Annotated in this window: 14 protein-coding genes; 12 read left to right on the top strand and 2 right to left on the bottom strand. The window is 47.4% G+C overall.

Annotated elements, in window-relative coordinates; translation table 11 throughout:
- Positions 1–71 precede the first annotated feature (71 nt).
- The 5 genes from NOM90_RS12015 (at position 72) to NOM90_RS11995 (ending at position 8,192) form a co-directional block, all read left to right on the top strand.
- Positions 72–1,760: a glycoside hydrolase family 13 protein gene (locus NOM90_RS12015; RefSeq protein ID WP_255942225.1), complete on the top strand. Its 1,689-nt coding sequence runs from the start codon at positions 72–74 to the stop codon at positions 1,758–1,760.
- Between the two features lie 333 nt (positions 1,761–2,093).
- Positions 2,094–3,617 (top strand): arabinosylfuranosidase ArfA, encoded by a 1,524-nt coding sequence (gene arfA / locus NOM90_RS12010; protein WP_255942224.1) that lies wholly within the window; start codon positions 2,094–2,096, stop codon positions 3,615–3,617.
- 137 nt (positions 3,618–3,754) lie between these two features.
- A complete protein-coding gene (locus NOM90_RS12005) occupies positions 3,755–5,242 on the top strand; it encodes an alpha-N-arabinofuranosidase (RefSeq protein ID WP_255942223.1) in 1,488 nt (495 codons plus the stop codon).
- Between the two features lie 200 nt (positions 5,243–5,442).
- Positions 5,443–7,155 carry a glycoside hydrolase family 13 protein gene (locus NOM90_RS12000; RefSeq protein WP_255942222.1) on the top strand — a complete coding sequence of 571 codons (1,713 nt, stop codon included), beginning with the start codon at positions 5,443–5,445 and terminating at the stop codon, positions 7,153–7,155.
- A 107-nt stretch (positions 7,156–7,262) separates the two neighbouring features.
- Positions 7,263–8,192 (top strand): manganese-dependent inorganic pyrophosphatase, encoded by a 930-nt coding sequence (locus tag NOM90_RS11995; RefSeq protein WP_255942221.1) that lies wholly within the window; start codon positions 7,263–7,265, stop codon positions 8,190–8,192.
- A gap of 258 nt (positions 8,193–8,450) precedes the next feature.
- On the opposite strand, the gene NOM90_RS11990 is transcribed toward NOM90_RS11995, so the two are convergent.
- Positions 8,451–10,826 carry a putative bifunctional diguanylate cyclase/phosphodiesterase gene (locus NOM90_RS11990; protein ID WP_255942220.1) on the bottom strand — a complete coding sequence of 792 codons (2,376 nt, stop codon included), beginning with the start codon at positions 10,824–10,826 and terminating at the stop codon, positions 8,451–8,453.
- Between the two features lie 221 nt (positions 10,827–11,047).
- On the opposite strand from NOM90_RS11990, the gene NOM90_RS11985 reads away from it, so the two are divergent.
- The 6 genes from NOM90_RS11985 to NOM90_RS11960 all read left to right on the top strand — a co-directional run bounded on the left by NOM90_RS11985 (position 11,048) and on the right by NOM90_RS11960 (position 18,315).
- Positions 11,048–14,173 (top strand): PAS domain S-box protein, encoded by a 3,126-nt coding sequence (locus tag NOM90_RS11985; RefSeq protein ID WP_255942219.1) that lies wholly within the window; start codon positions 11,048–11,050, stop codon positions 14,171–14,173.
- 161 nt (positions 14,174–14,334) lie between these two features.
- Positions 14,335–15,537 (top strand): zinc ribbon domain-containing protein, encoded by a 1,203-nt coding sequence (locus NOM90_RS11980; protein ID WP_255942218.1) that lies wholly within the window; start codon positions 14,335–14,337, stop codon positions 15,535–15,537.
- 12 nt (positions 15,538–15,549) lie between these two features.
- Positions 15,550–16,806, top strand: a complete 1,257-nt coding sequence (locus NOM90_RS11975; protein WP_255942217.1) for a S1C family serine protease — start codon at positions 15,550–15,552, stop codon at positions 16,804–16,806.
- A 51-nt stretch (positions 16,807–16,857) separates the two neighbouring features.
- A complete protein-coding gene (locus NOM90_RS11970) occupies positions 16,858–17,139 on the top strand; it encodes a GNAT family N-acetyltransferase (RefSeq protein WP_255942216.1) in 282 nt (93 codons plus the stop codon).
- Positions 17,140–17,247: 108 nt separating this feature from the next.
- Positions 17,248–17,670 (top strand): organic hydroperoxide resistance protein, encoded by a 423-nt coding sequence (locus tag NOM90_RS11965; RefSeq protein WP_255942215.1) that lies wholly within the window; start codon positions 17,248–17,250, stop codon positions 17,668–17,670.
- An 18-nt stretch (positions 17,671–17,688) separates the two neighbouring features.
- Positions 17,689–18,315, top strand: coding sequence for a hypothetical protein (locus NOM90_RS11960; protein ID WP_255942213.1), 627 nt, complete (start codon positions 17,689–17,691; stop codon positions 18,313–18,315).
- 273 nt (positions 18,316–18,588) lie between these two features.
- On the opposite strand, the gene NOM90_RS11955 is transcribed toward NOM90_RS11960, so the two are convergent.
- Positions 18,589–19,491 carry a DUF6612 family protein gene (locus NOM90_RS11955; protein ID WP_255942212.1) on the bottom strand — a complete coding sequence of 301 codons (903 nt, stop codon included), beginning with the start codon at positions 19,489–19,491 and terminating at the stop codon, positions 18,589–18,591.
- Between the two features lie 169 nt (positions 19,492–19,660).
- Between NOM90_RS11955 and NOM90_RS11950 the strand changes: the two genes are divergently transcribed.
- On the top strand, positions 19,661–20,224 hold the full coding sequence (locus NOM90_RS11950) for a DUF420 domain-containing protein (protein WP_255942210.1): 564 nt from the start codon (positions 19,661–19,663) through the stop codon (positions 20,222–20,224).
- Positions 20,225–20,228: the final 4 nt, after the last annotated feature.

The following is a 20,228-nucleotide window of genomic DNA, read 5'->3' as shown; positions in this document are numbered from 1 at the left end:
GGAGAGTTGTCTGAATTTAAAAGCAGACCTTTCCGCTTCTTTTGGTTCGCGAATCGAAAGGAGGAAGACTCATGAATCCGAAATGGTGGAAAGAAAGCGTAGTTTATGAGATCTATCCGAAAAGCTTTATGGATGCAAACGGAGACGGTGTAGGCGATCTGGCGGGTATCATCTCGAAGCTGGATTATTTGCAAGACTTAGGCGTTGATGTACTCTGGCTAACGCCAATCTATGATTCGCCCGATTATGAAGGCGGTTACGATATTCGGGATTATCGCAAAATCATGGATAAGTTCGGCACGATGAACGAGTTCGACCAGTTGATGGAAGAGGCTCATGCCCGCAGTATGAAGATCATGCTGGAAATGCCGTTTAACCACACGTCCAACGAACATCCGTGGTTCCAAGAATCGCGTGCTTCTCTGCAAAACGATAAACGAAATTATTATATTTGGCGGCAAGGACGAGGTTCAGGATTCCCGAATAACTGGGGTTCGTACTTCGGTGGTTCCGTATGGGAATTCGATGCCGATACCGAAGAATATTATATGCACTTATACAGCCACCGGCAGCCCAATCTGAATTGGGAAAACGAGAAAGTACGCGAAGAAGCGTATCAGATCGTCAAGTTTTGGGCAGACAAAGGCGTGGACGGATTCCATTTCAATTCGATCGCACATATCGTCAAGACCGAAGGGCACGACGACGAAGATACCGGAAACGCTCAGCATATGCCGGTCGAACGGGCGTATCAGATGTTTTCGAGCTTGGATAAAGTCAACGGCATCGTTAAAAGACTTCATCAAGAAATCGGCGAATCTTATGATATCGTAGCTATTGGCGAAGCGGCAGGGCTTGATCCTTCGCAAACGCTGGATTCGATCAGCGACGAGCCGGGCAAAGCCAATATGGTGCTGAATTCCGACCATATGCTGCTTTCCCATGCGTCGCAAGGCATCGGGCGTTGGCAAGACAAGACGTGGACACTGCTGGACGTGAAGCAGTCGATCAGCCATTGGCAGACCGTTCTTCACGGTCATGGTTGGAACGCGAATAACTTGGCGGATCACGACCAACCGCGTTCGGTGGCTCGATTCGGGAATACCGGCGAATACCGCGAATTATCCGCGAAGATGTTAGCGACGCTGCTGATGACGCTGGAAGGCACGCCTGTGATCTATCAAGGCGAGGAACTCGGTATGATCGGCGGCGGCTTCGAGTCGGCAAGCGATTTCTGCGACGAAGAAACGCTGAATTTTCTTGCCCATGCCAGCGAAAGCGGCATCGAAGAAGAAGAAGCGCTGCGCCTTGCGCGCCGCAATACGCGCGACGCGGGTCGCACCCCGATGCAATGGGATGCTTCTGCAAATGCCGGATTCACAAGCGGGCAGCCGTGGATCAAGCTTGCGCCGGGGCATGAAGAGATCAATGCGGCAGCGGCTGTTGCAAGCCCCGATTCGGTCTATCAGTATTACAAAAAGCTGATCGAGCTGCGCAAAGTCAGCCCGACTCTGCTCTACGGCGAGTATCGTCTATTGCTGCCGCTCAACACCGATATCTTTGCGTTCACACGTACTTACGAAGACGAGACGCTGATGGTCGTATTGAATTTCTTTGGCGGCACGCCTACATTCCCTTGCCCGGAACGTCTATGCGAACGTCCGCGCGAATTCCTGATCGGCAATTACGAGCCGGGAATCGTAGAAGGCAGCGATTTTGAATTGCGCCCTTACGAAGCGGCAGTATATCGCTTAGGCTAAAAAGTTGAGCCCCTATAAGACGTCATCTGTGTGAACAGGCACAGGGCGTCTTGTAGGGGCTTTTTATTGCTTTTTGCCTATGAATAATGGACTCATTAACAACATAGCAGTCCTACCCGGTTTTTAAATTAACATATATATTAATCATTCATATAATAATTGACTTACCCAAAAAGCCGTGATAAAGTTCGTTTGTAAAGGTTTTTCAAATGATCTACCTCTATCCAAACCGAGTTTCGTATGTTCATGGCACACGTTTTGTTCAGCAAATGTAAGCGTTCTACCCAAAATGCTTTTCCTAATTTTGCAGAGTGAAAGGATGAACCCAATCTTATGGCAGCATCTAACTTGAAAGCCAGCATGATCGTCGACAAAGCTTTTCGTATCTCGGAGATCGACGAACGGATTTATGGATCTTTTATCGAGCATTTGGGTCGCGCGGTATACGGCGGCATTTACGATCCGGGTCATGAGACAGCGGATCAATATGGTTTCCGTGGTGACGTTAAGCAACTGATTCGCGATCTGCGTGTTCCGATTGTGCGTTATCCGGGCGGTAACTTCGTATCCGGTTACGATTGGGAAGATGGCGTAGGTCCGGTCGAAGATCGTCCGAAGCGTCTGGAATTGGCATGGAGAACGCTTGAGCCGAACTATGTGGGAACAAATGAATTTATGCGCTGGGCAAAAGACGCGGGAACCGACGTGATGATGGCAGTCAACCTCGGAACGCGCGGCATCGACGCAGCACGTAACTTGGTCGAGTATTGCAACCATCCGGGCGGTAGCCGCTACAGCGACCTGCGCAAGCAGCATGGTTTTGCAGAGCCGCATAAGATCAAAATGTGGTGTCTGGGCAACGAAATGGATGGCCCGTGGCAGATCGGGCACAAAACAGCGGAAGAGTACGGACGTCTTGCGCTCGAAGCAGGGCGCGCAATGAAAATGATCGATCCGTCGATCGAATTGGTATCGTGCGGAAGTTCGAATACAGGTATGGACACATTCCCTTCATGGGAAGCAGATACATTGGACCATACGTATGAAGTATCCGACTTCGTATCGCTGCACCAATATTACGGCAACCGCGATAACGATTCGGCAAACTACTTGGCACGCGGCATGGACATGGATCACTTTATCCATACCGTTATTGCAACGACCGATTACATCAAAGCGAAAAAACGCAGCAAAAAAACGATGAAGCTCAGCTTCGACGAATGGAACGTATGGTACCACTCCAACGAAGCGGACGAGAAGATCGACCGCAACCCGTGGAGCGTCGCTCCGCCGCAGCTTGAAGATGTCTACAACTTCGAAGACGCGCTGCTTGTTGGCAGTATGTTAATGACGTTCCTGCGCCGCGCAGACCGCGTAAAATCGGCTTGTATGGCACAGCTTGTTAACGTTATTGCTCCGATCATGACCGAGACAGGCGGACGTTCTTGGAAACAAACCATTTACTATCCGTATCTACACGCTTCCATCTATGGACGCGGCGTATCGCTCAAGCCAGTCGTAGATTCGCCGAAATACGATGCGAAAGATTATACCGATGTCCCGTACTTGGATACGGCTGTCGTTCATAACGAAGAAGAAGATACGTTGACGATCTTCGCACTGAACCGCCACCTGAGCGAAGCACTGGATCTGACTTGCGACGTGCGCAGCTTCGAAGGTTATGTGATTGAAGAACATCTCGTGTTGGAAAACGAAGACTTGAAAGCTGTAAACACAGTCGATTCGGAAAAGGTAGCTCCGCATAACCGTGGTGCTTCCGAACTGAAAGACGGCATGATTACAGGACGTATCGCCAAAGCATCTTGGAACGTGATTCGTTTGCGTAAACAAGGCTAATCTCGAAAGTCGGTAAGTAGATCAATCAGGAACGACTGGCAATCTCTTCGGAGTAGGCGAAGCGCTGCTGGTGCGTTCCTCTTGGTCTATCCAACGTACATATCCTATTTTTCTAAACCGTTTAAGGAGGAATTTTAATGACACAAGCATCTGTAGTGGTTAACGCCGACGTCGTATTGGGCAAAATCGATCGCAATATTTATGGGCAATTCGCCGAGCATCTGGGTCGTTGTATTTATGAAGGCATGTGGGTCGGCGAAGATTCGGAAATGCCGAATGTAGACGGAATCCGTAAAGACGTTTTGCAAGCGCTTAAAAATTTAAGTATTCCGGTACTTCGCTGGCCGGGTGGGTGTTTTGCGGACGAGTACCATTGGAAAGACGGCGTAGGTCCTCGCGAAGGCAGAGCACGCATGGTCAATACGCATTGGGGCGGCGTTGTGGAAAACAACCATTTCGGCACCCACGAATTTTTCCGTCTATGTGAGCTGCTTGAGACCGAACCTTATATTTGCGGCAACGTCGGTAGCGGTTCGGTACAAGAGATGGCGGAGTGGATCGAATATATGACGTTCGACGGCGAATCGCCGATGGCAAAGTGGCGTCAAGAGAATGGTCAAGACAAGCCGTGGAAACTGAAATACTTTGGCGTAGGTAACGAAAACTGGGGTTGCGGCGGCAATATGCGCGCTGAGTATTATGCGGACGAATACCGTCGATACCAGACCTATTCGCGCAACTTCGGCGATAACAAGCTGTTCAAAATCGCAGGAGGAGCAAGCGTCGACGATTACCATTGGACAGAAGTATTGATGCGCGAAGCCGAGCGTCATATGGATGGTCTGAGTCTGCATTATTACACGATGGAAGGCAGTTGGGAAGAAAAGAAATCCGCGCTCGGATTCGACGAAGCCGGTTGGTTCGAAGTGATGAAGAAGTCTATGTTCATGGACGAACTGATTACTCGCCACTCGACGATCATGGACAAATACGATCCAGAGAAACGTGTCGCGCTCGTCGTCGATGAATGGGGTACATGGTTCTTGAGCGAGCCGGGAACAAACCCAGGCTTCTTGTACCAACAAAATTCGCTGCGCGACGCTCTGGTAGCCGGTCTGCATCTACACATTTTCCACAAACATCATGAACGCGTCAAAATGACGAATATCGCGCAGATGGTCAATGTGTTGCAAGCCATGATCTTAACAGAAGGCGACAAAATGCTGTTGACTCCAACGTATCATGTCTTCGAAATGTTCAAAGTCCATCAAGATGCGGATGTGCTGCAAATGTCGGTACAATCCGGGGACTATACCGTAAACGGCGATTCATTGCCACAAGTGAGCGTATCGGCTTCGAAAAAAGACGGCAGCGTGCATATCAGTCTGTGCAATATCAGCACGACAGATGCTGCGAATCTGACACTGGATCTTCGCGGAATCGGAGCTGAAGGTGAAGTAAGCGGACGTGTGCTGACATCGACTCAGATGGATGCTCACAATACGTTCGAACAGCCGGAACAAATTGCACCAACCGTGTTCGAAGACTTTACAAAAGATGATCACGGATCGCTTAATGTGACATTACCGCCGATGTCGGTGACGGTATTGACCGTTCGAGGATAACACAAACGTACGCCTGATTTTCATATGTTGTGCATCAACCTTCGTTTCCAAAACGAAGGTTTTTTGCTTTTATATTTTACACAATGATTTTTCGACAAATTGCTCATTCCTAACCTTCTTTTCTGGGTAAATAAATCAAGCAAGTGAACGGTGAAATTGATATCTTACATTTTTGAATATACGGGAAGGGGCTTAAGCCTATGAATCGGGAATCGTGGAAAGAAAAAGTGGTGTATCAGATCTTCCCTCGCAGCTTTCAAGATAGTAACGGAGACGGAAACGGCGATCTGCAAGGGATCATTTCGCGCCTGGATTATATCCAATCGATCGGCGTCGATACCATCTGGCTGAGCCCCGTATACGAGTCGCCACGTGTCGATCAAGGCTATGACGTCGCGAATCAGCGCGAGATTGATCCGATGATGGGTACGATGGCAGATTGGGAACAGCTGCTTCAGCAGACGCAATCACGTGGAATGGACTTGTGGATGGATCTCGTGCTGAACCATACTTCGGATCAACACCGTTGGTTCCAGCAAGCTCGCGATTCTAAAGACAGCCCGTATCGGGATTATTATATTTGGCGCAAAGGCGAAAAAGACGGCGAGCCGCCGAACAACTGGACGTCCTACTTAGGCGGTAGCGCATGGACGTACGAAGAATCGACCGACGAATATTATTTGCACCTTTACAATAAAAAGCAACCGGATCTCAACTGGGACAATCCCAAAGTTCGTGAAGAAATTCAAGACATGGTTCGGTATTGGATCGATAAAGGCGTGAACGGCTTTAGACTTGATGCGATTAATGTGATTTCCAAAGACAGCAACTTGCCGGATACCAAAGAAAGCAAAATGGAAGGCAGCGGCTATAAGCATTTTAAAAACGGTCCGAATGTCCATGAATATTTGCGGGAATTGAATGAAAAAGCGTTCTCGACCAAAGAAGGCATTATTACGGTTGGCGAAGCTTCGATGGTATCGATGGAGGACGTCGCGAAATACACCGATCCGGATCGACGCGAGCTGGATATGATCTTTATGATGGAATCGCCAAGTATCGGAACAGATCCTGATGACTCATTCAAAAGCCGCGATTGGAAACTGACAGAACTCAAAGAAATCGTGACGCGTTGGGAAAAAGAACTACTCAATATCGGCTGGTTCGGCTTATTTGCGAGTAATCACGATCATCCGCGTATGGTCTCAAGCTTCGGGAATGACGGCAAATACCGCGTCGAATCCGCTAAAATGCTAGCGACTCTCGTGCATACGCTGTGGGGAACGCCGTTCATTTATCAAGGCGAAGAGATTGGCATGACAAATTATCCATTTGAATCGATCGAGCAGCTCGACGATCAGATGGCGCTGCATTATTACAAAGCACGTACCGAACGCGGCGAAGATCCACAAGGCGTGGAGCGACGTGTTCTTGCCGGTACACGAGATCATGCACGTACGCCGATGCAATGGGATGAATCACCGCAAGCTGGCTTTACGACAGGAGAACCGTGGATGCCAGTCAACGACAATCATCGTGAGATCAACGTCGCCGCGCAGCAAGACGATCCAGCGTCGATCTTGAACTATTACCGTCAATTGATTAAGCTTCGCCGCGAACATGCGGATGTGATCGTACACGGTGAATACGCCATACTGCTTGAAGACCATGAGCAAGTCTTCGCTTACGTACGCCGTAATGATGAGCGGCAAGGCTTGGTGCTGCTGAACTTCTCCGATCAAGATGCCGAATTTGAGTTACCTGAAGATATTGGGGTGTGTCTCGACTCGGCGTACCGCGCTCTTGGTAACTATGAGCCGGAATACGGAAAAGACGCAGACCAAGTTCCGCATAGATTACGTCCGTATGAAGCGATCGTATTCGGCGGTCTACAACCCGCTCCACAGAAATAAATCGAAAAATTTGAAGCCCGATGCGAACTAAACATGTTACCATTTTGGAATTAATGATATAATTAGCATCGGAATTCAGGAGATAAGCTTAGAGGAGGCGTTACACAATGGCAAAGGTATTAGTTTTCGGTCATAAAAATCCAGACACGGATACAATCGCATCGGCAATCGCTTATGCAGAATTGAAAAAACAGTTGGGCGTAGATGCAGAAGCGGTTCGTCTAGGCGAGGTTAATGGCGAAACTGCTTATGCGTTGAAGCATTTCGGAGTGGAAGCTCCGCGTCTCGTTGAGACGGTAGCGGATCAATCGGAAGGCGTTATTTTGGTCGACCACAACGAAAGTCAGCAAAGCGCAGTCGATATTGCAGATGCCCATGTACTTGAAGTCATCGACCACCACCGGATTGCCAACTTCGAGACGGCACATCCTCTTTACTACCGTGCCGAGCCCGTAGGCTGCACAGCTACGATCCTGAACAAGCTCTACAAAGAGAACGGAATTGAAATTCGCAAAGAAATCGCAGGTCTGATGGCATCGGCTATCGTATCCGATTCCTTGCTGTTCAAATCGCCGACATGCACGGAGCAAGACGTGGCAGCGGCAAAAGAACTTGCGGCAATCGCAGGTGTCGATCTGGATACGTATGGTCTGGATATGCTCAAAGCTGGCGCTGACCTCAGCGGCAAAACAGCTCTGGATCTGATTTCGATCGACGCTAAAGAATTCACAATGGGCGATAGCAAAGTCGAAATCGCGCAAATCAACGCTGTTGACGTGAATGAAGTATTGGAACAACAAGCCGAACTGGAAGAAGCGTTGAAAGGCAAAATCGTCGATAAAGGGCTGGATTTGTTCGTTCTGGCTATTACCGATATTTTGAACAACGATTCCGTCGCTCTTGCGATCGGCAGCAAAACAGACGCAGTAGAACGCGCGTATGGCGTGAAGCTCGAAAACAATACCGCGCTGCTCAAAGGCGTTGTATCCCGTAAATCGCAAATCGTTCCTGTATTGACGAAAGCTTTTGAAGCTTAAGTGAAGTGACTCTGCTTGATAAGAGTAGTTTCATTAAATGATGACATGATAAAAAAGCCACCGCGATATGATCGCAGTGGCTTTTTGCTTTTTATAAAACTCTAAACTATCTAGAAGCGAGCCGACGGAGAGGGGAATTCAGTGCAGGAACGATAGTGTTCGCCTTTGAAATCGGAAAAATTCCACTAAAAATTTAAATCATTTTCCGATTTCGACAAGCGACCGAAGCGAATTCCCCTCGCAGTCGGCTCGCTTCCCTCAAGAACTCATCTTCCGATACGCATATAATTCGTGACCCGGAACCGGCTTACTGTAATAAAACCCTTGCGCCGTAAAACATTGCAATTCGCGTAGCAAGATGACTTGTTCTTCTTCCTCGATGCCTTCAGCAATAATGTGAAGCCCTAATTGACGAGCCATCGTCACGATCATCTCGACAATCGCACGGCTGCTGGTATTGGTCGTAATATCTTTGATAAACGAGCGGTCGATTTTCAAGCAATTAATAGGCAGTAGTTGCAGATAACTCAGCGAGCTATATCCTGTACCGAAATCGTCCAGACTGATCGATATTCCGGCTTGCTTGAATTTGCCTAACACTTCGATGACTTGAGCTTCATTGTGCATCATCGCGCTTTCGGTTACTTCCAGTTCAAGCAGACGACTGTCGAAGTTCAAGTCTTCCAATGTCGCGAGTACACTTTCCACAATATCGGTCTGCATCAAGTGAATTTGCGACAAGTTGATCGCGACCGGGATTGCAGGATGCCCTTCCGTGATCCACCGCTGAACTTGCAGACAGGCATTTCGCAATACCCATCGTTCCAGAGGAACGATCAGCCCCGATTCTTCCGCAATCGAAATGAATTTTAGCGGAGGAACCATGCCGAGCACAGGGTGATTCCAACGAACCAAAGCTTCCATGCCGACCAATTCTTCGGTACGCATATCGATTTTGGGTTGGTAGAACAAGACCAGTTCGCCATACTCAATCGCTGCTTGCAAGTCGCGTTCCAGAATCAATCGTTCATGATTTTCAATCGCACGAGTACGATCAAAGAAAGCAAAGCGTCCACCGCCGCGACTTTGAGCATCGAAACGCGCCAGATCCGCGTGCTTGAACAATACTTCTTCATTCGCGCCATCTTCGGGGAACCGTGCGATTCCGATACTTGCGGTTAACCCGATCGTTTGCTGACCTACCCGGAACGGAACCGAAAACTCATCGCCGATTTGTTGGGCCGCATAGATCGGATCGAATCCGGGCGGAAGGACCGCAATAAATTCGTCGGCAGTCGCTCGCGCCAGCAGAGTATGTTCCGGCAACGCATTCGAAAGTTTGTCGGCAGCCCGCCGAATGACTTTATTGCCAAAATCAAAACCAAACATATCGTTGATTTTTTTGAACCGATCAAAATCGATAAAAAAGAGATGGAAAGGCGGCGCAGAAATCGACGAAGTCAGTTCAGCAATATGTTCAACCATATACTTACGGTTGTTCAGTCCGGTTAACTCATCGTAATAAGCTAAATGTCGAATTTTCTCCTGATTCTTTTTGCTTTCTGTAACGTCTTTCGCAATAATATAAGCCCCTTCGAATACGCCTTCGATCAGAATCGGCAATGATGTCAAAATAAAATGCAGCGTATCACTTTGCTTGAGCGTAATTTCGACTTCGATTTCGTCAGTTTGCCCGGTCATGACTTTTGTATAATGTTCTTCGATCCTTTTTTGCTGACCCCAAGCCGCAAAATTCGGTACTTCGTTAAAAGGCGGAGAGGTACCCAATTTACGAAATAACTCAAGTCCTCGATCATTCAAATCGTACAACTTTCCATACCGATCCAAAGCAATCACGGCATCCGGCGTATGGGCGAACAACGACGTATAATGCTGTTCTTTTTCACGAATTTTTTGATATTGATCCGTCGCGTCATCTTCCCGATAACGGTCGGTAAGCACCATCATGAATACAGATACCGTCAATAAAATGACATAAGGCAACATAATATCGGCAGCGAATAAAGAGGTCGAAGTTTTTTCGTTATAAAAAGCACTCATCGTTAAGACAGGAGACACCATAGCAATGGCAACAGCCGATAACAACATCACTTCAGGCGGAAAACGTTTCAACAGCGTGCCTTGTCTACGCACAATAAGCGTGAGCAACCGCACCAGCGGGAATAAGACAGAAAACAAACCGAGCGTAGCAATCAATAGCGGTTGAAACCGGGTATCGATTGTTCCAAACATCAGATAAGTATTCACATAATAAGCGGCAATAATCAGAACACTGAGTAGCCCCGCCGTTAACAAAAATTCAATAGCATTTTGCATACCGTTACCCGATAGCTTGAAAGCAATCAGACAGATCATCAATATAGCCAAAGGTAAAAAGATAAAGTTGGCAATCCCCATATTTGCCGCACCACCCGGTAAAACGCAAATAATGCCGAAATATTGCGTTCCTGCGAATAATATCGCCGTCAAAAACGTGTACAAAATCCGGGGAGTAGGCGACTTGAAAACGGTAGAAGAAACTTTGATAATCATTAAACATCCGATTAACGAGCAGAAAAATCCGATGATGGCATAAAAAAGATTAAAATGAATAGACTGTAGATATTCAATCATTTGTATCAGCTCTTTTCGTATAAAGAAATCGCTCACTTCCTTATATCGACGAAATTCGACTATTTATATAGATTTATTTTAAAGTAAGTTTTTCTTCCTATTAAAAGGTGTTAGATTCCGCAAAATAATTGTATACTATTGGTAAATAACCGCGCGCGATAAATCGGCAATAACGTTTGAATGGCGAGAAGCGAATAAGCGGCGTAAGCGAGGGGAATAGGATGAGCAAGCAGCCGGAACGGGAAATGACAATTTTCGAAAAAATTTATAAACAAGCTCCGGTTGGTATCGCTGTGCTAGCTGTAGGCAGAGGGCATTTGTTGTATGCAAATGCCAAACTGGGCGCGATTTTGGGTTGCTCCGAAAAAGAGCTGATGGGAAGCGAGTTTATGACGCTGCTGCAAAGCGAAGCAACCCAAATTTCTGAGCGCGCCGATAAGCATATTCGCGAAGCGATTGCCAATCCAGAAGACCCTATGGAATTCGAACGCAGATTACGCCGTAAAGATGGAAGTCTGGTCTGGGTGTCTTTTCATCTTATGGAATTGGAAGCGGATGACGCTCAGCCGGGACGCTGCATCATTGTACATGCCCTAGACGTCACGAGCGCTTACAAAGATCGTCAAGAGCTGATGGAAAGCAGCGATGCTTATAATATGCTGATGGATCATACACGTGAACTGATCACGCAAAGTACAAAAGAAGGTGAGTTGCTATATGCTTCTCCTTCGGTGAAAGCGCTACTCGGTTACGATCCTGACGAAATGATCGGTCATCATCGTTCAGAGTTTTACCATCCCGAAGAGTTTAGGGAGTCCTCGAATTTGCCGGTCGAACAAGTCGAAGGACAGATCATGATGCGGCGTATTCGCCATAAAGACGGTCGTTATCTCTGGTTTGAGACCATGTTTCGTATTTTGCGCGGAAAAGTAGGCGAAGCCGATACCATTATGGGCATTGGGCGCGACGTAACAACCCGCAAAATGTACGAAGATATGCTGGACGAAGTGCAACGAATCGCCCATATCGGATCTTGGGAATGGAATATGGCGGAAGAACGTATTCATTACTCCGAAGAAACGTTGCGTATTTTCGAAGGCGAATTAATTCAAGACGAGAGTTACCCGAAGTCTTTGTTACGTATTGTGCATCCGGCGGATCAAGCAAAACTACTTGAGTATACCGAGCGTATGCTGCGCGGAGTCGCGGAGCCTTTTATTACGTATCGCATCATTTTATCGGATCGCTCTGTCAAAACGATTCGGAGCCAATATGAATTGTGGCGCGGACCGGACGGTGAAGCGCTGCGACTTGTCGGAATGACCCAAGATGTGACGCAGCAAGCGACGATTGAGAATCTGATTCGCGAAAGCGAGCAGCGTTACAAGTCGTTGTTCGATTACAACCCATCCGGTGTATATGCTTACGATCTGGAAGGCAGATTCGTAACGGTCAATCGAGGTCAAGAAAAGCTGATCGGGTATTCCGAGCACGAACTGATCGGGGTTCCGATTGCTGAACTTGCAGTACCCGAGCATCGTGCACGCGTCCAATCCGGGCTTGAAATCGTCAAAAGCGGCGATGCACAGACGTATGAAGTCTGCCTGGTAAGAAAAGACGGCAGTGTCGTCGATGTGAGTGTGACGAATACACCGATTATTGTCGATCAGCGCGTTGTGGGTGTCTATGGGATTGCTAGCGACATTACGGAACGTAAACGTCATTTGGCTCAAATTGAAAAATTAAGCTATGAACATACATTGATTTTGAACTCGGTATCCGAAGGGATTTTTGGTACAGACTTGGACGGGAATCTGGTCTTTATCAATCCAGCGGGAGCGGAGATGCTCGGAAGTCGTCCAAACGAAGCGATTAACAGACTTAATCTGTCTCGTATTCAGCAAACGAGTCAAGATGGGATACAGTATGATCCTCATGATTCGCCGCTGATGAACGCTTTACGCACAGGCGAAGTCCATAAAGACAGCGAAGCCGTATTTTGGCGCAAAGACGGTTCCAGCTTCTTGGTCTCGTATCGCGTCAATCCGTTATATGATCAAGGTGAACGAAAAGGCGCAGTTGTCGTCTTTACCGATATCACGGGTGAAAAAGAAATTATTCGCGCCAAAGAATCTGCCGAGCGTGCTGACCGAGCGAAGTCCGAATTTTTGGCGATTATGAGTCACGAACTGCGGACACCGATGAACGGAGTTATCGGGATGGCGAATTTGCTTAGCGAAACCGAACTTGATGAATCTCAACATTCTTATGTGGATATCATTTTGCAGAGTAGCGAAAGTCTGATGCACATCTTAAACGAAGTCTTGGACTTTAGTAAGATCGAAGCTGGCAAAATGGCACTCAGCAACGAGCCGATGCAGATTCGTCATGTGCTGGATCAAGCAATCGATCTTTTTTCTTCTCGCGCATCGGAAAAAGGCTTGATGTTGACTTCAAATGTGGCGCCATCGGTTCCAGAAGTATTAATGGGCGATCCGGATCGAGTACGGCAAGTGTTGGTGAATCTGATCAGCAATGCGATCAAGTTCACCGAAGAAGGCGGAGTTGCCGTAACAATCGAACCGGGATTTTTCGATCATCAACACATGCTAACGCTCGAAGTGGCAGTTCGAGATACAGGGATCGGGATTGCACCGGATAAGCAAGGGTTGTTGTTCCAATCGTTCTCTCAGATCGATCCGTCAATCAATCGCAAATATGGCGGAACCGGTCTGGGGCTTGCGATTTGCAAAAAATTGATCGAATTGATGAACGGATTTATCGGGGTGCAAAGTCGGGAAGGCGAAGGTGCGACTTTCCACTTTACTTTGCCGCTCCATATTCCAAGCGATTCTTCTTCGGATGAACCGGGCGAAGCAGAAGGGTTACTCGCTGAGCGTATGGCTCAGCTAACCGGGCTGGAACAGCTTGAAGAACGTCCGACAGACGTGGTTTCCAATCCTAAACTTCACGCGCTAATCGCCGATGATGACCCGGTCAATCGACGTTTGCTTGAAGAGATGTTAAGCAAATACGGTTGTGTATGTGATTCCGCGCGAAATGGTATTGAAGCGATCGCAGCAGCCGATGCGAACCGCTACGATCTGATCTTTATGGATATTCAGATGCCGGAAATGGACGGAATCGAATCGACGACTGAAATTCGAGCGAAGCTTGAAGAACCACAACCGGTGATTGTTGCGGTGACCGCTTATGCGGACAACCAAAGTCGCGAGCGGTATCGGGAAGCGGGGATGCAAGATGTAATTTCCAAACCTTTGTTTGCCGAAGAAGTTGAATCGTTAGTTGAAAAGTGGAAACGACGAATTGCATCAGCACGTGTGTAAATGGATCTAGCAGGTCACCGTAGTCTCGGAATACGAGAATGGGGTGACCTGCTTTTATTTTTTTCTCAACGTCGCGTTTGCTTTCATTTATGGGTAATAAAAATTAATTCAAAACTTGAGTAAGTCATGACGGTATAGAGAAAAAAAGAGGGGGAGTTCAGATGCGATGTCCCGAATGTGGAGCGGAGCTGCCTGAAGACAGTCGATTTTGTAGTCATTGCGGCGCCAAACAGTTACAGGTCGATCAAGAACCGCATTCTCCGTCGGTGATTGAGCCTATTGCCGACACGATGGAGCCTTCGCATGTCATCACGCGTTCAGAGCGGCCTCTTCCTCCCAAAAAGCAACCCTTACTTTGGATATTGCCGCTTCTGCTTGCTGTATGTATAGCGGGCATATTGATCTGGCAGGTTGGTTACGAGCGTACGCTTAACGATGAGGTTTCCAGTATTCAGCGTTCAGGCGCAGATGCAGCGCTTGGCGGCAATTATGAAATTGCCGAAGCTAAATTAAACCAAGCGTTGGCAAAACGCCCCGATCAACCTGGAGTTCGCGCCGATCTTGCGACGATCCAAAAAATTCGAAGTCTCGACGACAAATTAACGGAAGTTCAGCGGATGATTGCAAAATCGGAAATGGCGGCAGCTAACGGCAAGCTTAACGAAGTTCAAAATGAATTGTCGGCTTTGGAAGGCGGAGCTTACAATCGTCTTCGTACTCGTTTTGAGCAGCTTCGCGAAAAGCTGGATTTGGCGAGTATTCGAACTCAAGCAGAATCGACGAATCAAGTCGAGAAACTGGGAGGATTGCTGCATACCGCATCGCGTTATCAAGCCGAAGACAAACAAGAGATTGTAAACTTGATCAGCGACCGTATTGTACAAGTCGGAGTTAGCACTGCCGAACAAGCGATCGAAAGCGGAAGTTATCACGAAGCGGCAGCCGCGATCGACGAAGCACGTAAATATGTACCCGAAGCGGAAAAATTGATCGAATTGGAGCAGCAGATTGTAGCGCTCTCGGACAAAAACGATTCGACCGAATCGCAATTGGTTTTTTTGTCAGGCTCTGAGCTCAATCAACGCCAAAGCGATTTGCGTCTGAGCGATTTTAAGCAACAAGCGGAATCGAACGGGATTACGTTTTCGGGCGTTTTTACGAATGCGTCTTCTTACGATATGTATGAATTGCTTTTAGAATACAGAGCGTATGATGCGGAAGGTTCTTTTTTAAGCGAAGACTGGATGGCGATCTCCCCGGACCTTATTAAGGCAGGAGACACCACTACCTTCTCAAGAAAAGTGAATGCAGCCAAACCCGGAACGATTGTCGTCATTGACTCTGTCAGTTGGTATCGAAAATAAGGAGGAATCGGTATGAAAAAACAAGCGATAGTGAGCCTTGTTGTCAGTGCTGCTTTGCTGCTTGCCGGTTCCGCCGGCTCGTATGTGATTCATCGCAGCTACGCTACGGATGATAATAAAGGCGCATTGCTTGCCAATGTCGAAGGCGGCACACAGCTTGCTTCGGCAAGTAAGACGCAATCGACAGCTGCAAATGCAGATACAGAAAATAAACAAGATACGACTTCGACGACGCAAAGCGATGATGAATTGACGCTCAAAGAAATCATTTCATCCGTAAGCGAAAAAGTGGTCATGATCGAAACGGCAGATGGCTCGATCGGATCAGGATTTCTGTACAATGATCGCGGTGATATTTTAACGAATGCGCATGTCGTTTCAGGGTACGAAGAAGTGACCGTGACGACATCGGATTCAGAAGAAATGTCAGGAACCGTTATCGGAATCGGTGAAGAAACAGATGTGGCGGTCGTGCGCGTGCCTGATCTTGAAGGTGCCACGCCTTTGAAGCTGAAACTTGACGCCGAAGCCGAGATTGGCGATGAAGTGCTGGCGCTCGGTAGTCCGTTAGGGCTTCAAAATACGGTAACGACAGGGATTGTAAGCGGCGTTGATCGGACTTTTGATATTGATCCTTATTATTACGAAGGGTTATATCAGATTTCAGCGCCTATTGCGCCGGGTAATAGCGGAGGGCCTCTCGTTGATAGCCGAAATGGTCAAGTGCTAGGGATCAATTCGGCAGTGACCAGCGAAGGCGGGATCGGCTTCAGTATTCCAGTCGTCAACATTGTAGATTCTGCGGAAAAATGGTCGGATCAGCCGATGGAAGTTTTACCGACACCAAGCTACGATTCAGAAGAATATGATCTTCCGGCAGACGACTACGGCGATGATGGGTATACAGATGAAGACGTCGCTACCGATCTGGAATACGCAGCGGAAGATGTTCTGTATGACTTTTACGATGCCATCTCTGTTCAAGATTACAAAACTGCGTACAGTCTGATGGGCACCACTTGGCAACAAAAGCAGTCGTATACCAATTTCGCAGCCGGATACAAAGATACGTTGGGTGTGTATCTGGATTATTGTGTTGGCGTCGAAAATGGAGATGGAACCGTCAGCGTCTACGTCTCAATCACAGCCGATGAGCGTGAAAAAGACGGCAGTGCCGCTGCCGCGGTCTATGATCTGATTTACCAAGTCGGCACAGAAAAAGGCGATTCGTCGAATACGCTCAAAATTCTTAGCGGCAAATCGGAATAATCTGAAGTTCGTATCCATCATAATACTTACAAAAATCGAGGAGGATTTATAATGACTACAAAAATCGAGCGCAAAGATCATTCTTTTGTTATGGAAAAAGACGGGCAAGAAGTAGGGAAAGTGAATTGGACAGTGGGCGAAGGCGGCGTATGGATGGTTGATCACACATTTGTGGCGGAATCGATGCGTGGGCAACATGCGGGTGAACAGTTGGTTGAACAAGTCGTAGAATTGGCAAGAAAAGAAGGCGTGAAGATTGATCCAGTGTGCCCGTTTGCGGCGGCATTGTTCAAACGCAAAAAAGAATACAGCGATGTCTGGCAACAAGATTAAAAATAAAAAGAAGAAAAGTTGACTTTTAAAAATAAATAGAATACAATTTGATTGTAAACAACTTAAAACAAAAAATTAAACAATGGAACCTAAAAGGAGAGAATGTACATGAGCGCATTGTATACAGCAACAGCAACAGCAGTAGGTGGACGTGACGGGAAGGTAACTTCTTCCGACGGTATTATCGATATCAGTTTGAAAACACCAAAAGGTCTTGGCGGCCCAGGTGGAGACGGAACGAACCCTGAGCAATTGTTCGCAGCAGGTTACTCGGCGTGCTTCGATAGCGCTTTGAACATGGTTATCCGTATGCAAAAAATGAAAGAAGTAACAGGTACAAGCGTAACTGGCGATGTATCGATCTTGAAAGACGCAGCGGACAATGGCTTCAAACTTGAAGTTACATTGAATGTGAAAATCGAAGGCGTAGATGCGGATACTGCACACAAATTGGTTGAAGCGGCTCACCAAGTATGCCCTTACTCCAAAGCAACACGCGGCAACATCGATGTGAAACTGAACGTCATCTAATTCAGTGGAGGGGAAGGCATGGAGCAGCAACGTCGATTGCCTTTTCAACCTTATACGCAGTGGGAAAGCGGTGTTCGCTTTTCCGCTTCTGCGTGTGGCGCCGCAGCTATTGCGGGGATGATCGGTTTTTGGGAACGAAATTGGATCGCGCAACAAGGTCAACCGTATGAGTCTTTGCCCGCTGATCCGGCGGAAGCGATCAATGCCATGTATCGAGCAGGGTTAGGTACGCCGATAGGTATGGCAGCTCCGATGTTGGCTTACGCGCTGCGCAACCAGTTAAATCAAAGATTGCGTGAAAGTGGATTACCTGGCAAAGCGGTAACCTCGCGTTTTAAAAAATTTGAAAGTTATCGAGCCGAGATCGATGCCGGTCGCTTGGTAGCGGTGAAATTCGATAAATGGTTTTCTTTTCGCTGGTTCGGTCATAAGCCGATATTCGATTATCATTGGACGGTCGGATGTGGCTATCGAATCGATGCCAACGGAACTCGATTTTTGCGCGTTCACGACGCAGGCGGTCGCCGCGCCGACGGAACGTGGGTTCACAGCCGTGAACGCGAGATCGAATATGAGAAGCACCGAGGCGTGTTGACGATGATCGGTTTGAAACTTTTTGATGAATATAAAAAGCCTCTTCCTTAGTTGGGAGGGGCTTTGTTTGTCTGTAAAGCAGCGTATGGAGTGGAAGAAAAGAGACTGCGAGAGAAATTCGTTTCGGTCGCGTGTTGAAATCGGGAAAATTTGATTAGAATTTTGTTTGGATTTTCCCGATTTCAAAGGCGAACACTATCGTTCCTGCACTGAATTTCTCTCTCCGTCTCTTTTCTTCTAGTTACGCTGGAGTTTACTGACAAGAGAAGCCCCTTCCAAAGATGGAAGGGGCTTCTGGGTAGTGTGGTTGTAGGAAGAAGGAAACTATTTTTTTGAAGTTTTCGTATCTGCCGTAGCTTCGGCAGGGACGGCGATTTCGCCGACTTCGTTTTGTTTCGAATACGTACCGTCGGAGTTTGCCGTGATATGCAGAGCTTGCTCGGATACGGTAAGGTTGGTATCCAGTTTTACTGCGGAAGACATCAATTGATTCGAAGTCTTATCGATGGTCAGATTGTAGCTGACGCTACCTTCCGAGCCGTTTTGCAGCAATTGGGAAAGTTGATCGGCTTCTGCGGACTCGCCGAGTTGACGTCCCAGCGAAGCTTGGATCAATTTGCCTGCTTCTTCGCCGCTGGCTTCCAGACTTAACGTATAAGATTTATCGTCTTCGGTCAGCTTCAAGCTATCTTTGTACGATTCCAGTTCTTCTAGCAAAGGAGCCGGATCAAGCAGATCGGTCGTAATCGACATTTCTTCGTCTGTGTTTTTCAGACTTTTCGTACTCCATGCGTCCGAACCACTTTTGGTATGTAATTCGTCGCCGGCTGCGTACAATTCTGTCGTGCCTTGTTGACCTTGAGCGACGGTGTCGATTTTGAGCCCATATTGAACTTCCGGCTTGGCGATCACGTCGCCCGTGATATCGATCACGGTTTCTGTCGGTTTAGGTGCTTCTGCACCTTCTGCAGCAGGTTGTTCGACGCTGTAATTCGTTTTCGATTCGATAGCATAACTCTCTAACGCTTGCGCTTCTTTCAAAGCCGAGTCGTACACAGCTGCGGCGGTCTGCGTTGTTTCTCCCGAAGGCTTCGATTCTTTGTCCGTATTGCTTGCCGTTCCACTCTCTGAACTACAAGCTGCCGAGAAAAGAAGCAGAGATAAAGCGCTGATTTTAAGCGTGTTCGTGAGGTAATGCCGATTGCGGTTTTGTTTTGCCGAGTACATGATGATCCCCTTTCGACTTGTGCGATACTTATTACCTTACCATTTTCAACTTGCGAAGTAAAAAGCTGCCGTATGATCTCCCATAAATATTTCGAATTGTTGTCACTTAACATCAAAGCTTGGACGCGATATAATAATGAACGACAAAATCAAAGGAGAATCCACCTTTATGAGCTCACCGAATGAAAACGAGAATTACCGTCCGACCACGAATCGCAACTTTGCCGGGCTGATTATTACCGTTTCGATCGTTGCGAACGTTATTATTTTGCTTCTATTTTTCTCTCCAATCGGTTATCAAGGCAGCGTCCATTTCGACCTTACGATTTTCCCGCGTTTGAATGCCATCTTTAACAGCTTTACTTTTATCTTCTTGGTGTGTGCACTGATCGCCATCATTCGTAAAAATGTGCCGGTGCATAAAGCATTTATTTTAGCGGCTTTTGCTTCCACGTTATTGTTCTTGGTATCTTACTTAACGTTCCACTATGTTTCGCCGGAAACGACCAAGTTCGGCGGAGAAGGCATCTTACGTCCGATTTACTTCTTTATCTTGATTTCGCACAGTATTTTGGCGGCTCTGATCGTACCATTGGCGCTATTCACACTGGTATTCGGATGGACGATGCAAGTCGCCAAGCACCGCAAAATTGCACGTTGGACGATGCCGATCTGGCTTTATGTAAGTTCGACAGGTGTGATCGTGTATCTGTTTATGGCTCCGTATTATTGAGAAA

It is taken from the genome of Saccharibacillus sp. JS10, assembly GCF_024436065.1.
Lineage (GTDB): Bacteria > Bacillota > Bacilli > Paenibacillales > Paenibacillaceae > Saccharibacillus.
Note: the sequence above shows the minus strand (reverse complement) of the source record. Positions and strands in the feature narration are given on the sequence as shown.

What these genes read in the sequence shown, in the direction of transcription:
- NOM90_RS12015 (WP_255942225.1), top strand. Translation starts at nt 72, where the DNA reads ATGAATCCGAAATGGTGGAAAGAAAGCGTAGTTTATGAGATCTATCCG.
- arfA (WP_255942224.1), top strand. Translation starts at nt 2,094, where the DNA reads ATGGCAGCATCTAACTTGAAAGCCAGCATGATCGTCGACAAAGCTTTT.
- NOM90_RS12005 (WP_255942223.1), top strand. Translation starts at nt 3,755, where the DNA reads ATGACACAAGCATCTGTAGTGGTTAACGCCGACGTCGTATTGGGCAAA.
- NOM90_RS12000 (WP_255942222.1), top strand. Translation starts at nt 5,443, where the DNA reads ATGAATCGGGAATCGTGGAAAGAAAAAGTGGTGTATCAGATCTTCCCT.
- NOM90_RS11995 (WP_255942221.1), top strand. Translation starts at nt 7,263, where the DNA reads ATGGCAAAGGTATTAGTTTTCGGTCATAAAAATCCAGACACGGATACA.
- NOM90_RS11990 (WP_255942220.1), bottom strand. Translation starts at nt 10,826, where the DNA reads ATGATTGAATATCTACAGTCTATTCATTTTAATCTTTTTTATGCCATC.
- NOM90_RS11985 (WP_255942219.1), top strand. Translation starts at nt 11,048, where the DNA reads ATGAGCAAGCAGCCGGAACGGGAAATGACAATTTTCGAAAAAATTTAT.
- NOM90_RS11980 (WP_255942218.1), top strand. Translation starts at nt 14,335, where the DNA reads ATGCGATGTCCCGAATGTGGAGCGGAGCTGCCTGAAGACAGTCGATTT.
- NOM90_RS11975 (WP_255942217.1), top strand. Translation starts at nt 15,550, where the DNA reads ATGAAAAAACAAGCGATAGTGAGCCTTGTTGTCAGTGCTGCTTTGCTG.
- NOM90_RS11970 (WP_255942216.1), top strand. Translation starts at nt 16,858, where the DNA reads ATGACTACAAAAATCGAGCGCAAAGATCATTCTTTTGTTATGGAAAAA.
- NOM90_RS11965 (WP_255942215.1), top strand. Translation starts at nt 17,248, where the DNA reads ATGAGCGCATTGTATACAGCAACAGCAACAGCAGTAGGTGGACGTGAC.
- NOM90_RS11960 (WP_255942213.1), top strand. Translation starts at nt 17,689, where the DNA reads ATGGAGCAGCAACGTCGATTGCCTTTTCAACCTTATACGCAGTGGGAA.
- NOM90_RS11955 (WP_255942212.1), bottom strand. Translation starts at nt 19,491, where the DNA reads ATGTACTCGGCAAAACAAAACCGCAATCGGCATTACCTCACGAACACG.
- NOM90_RS11950 (WP_255942210.1), top strand. Translation starts at nt 19,661, where the DNA reads ATGAGCTCACCGAATGAAAACGAGAATTACCGTCCGACCACGAATCGC.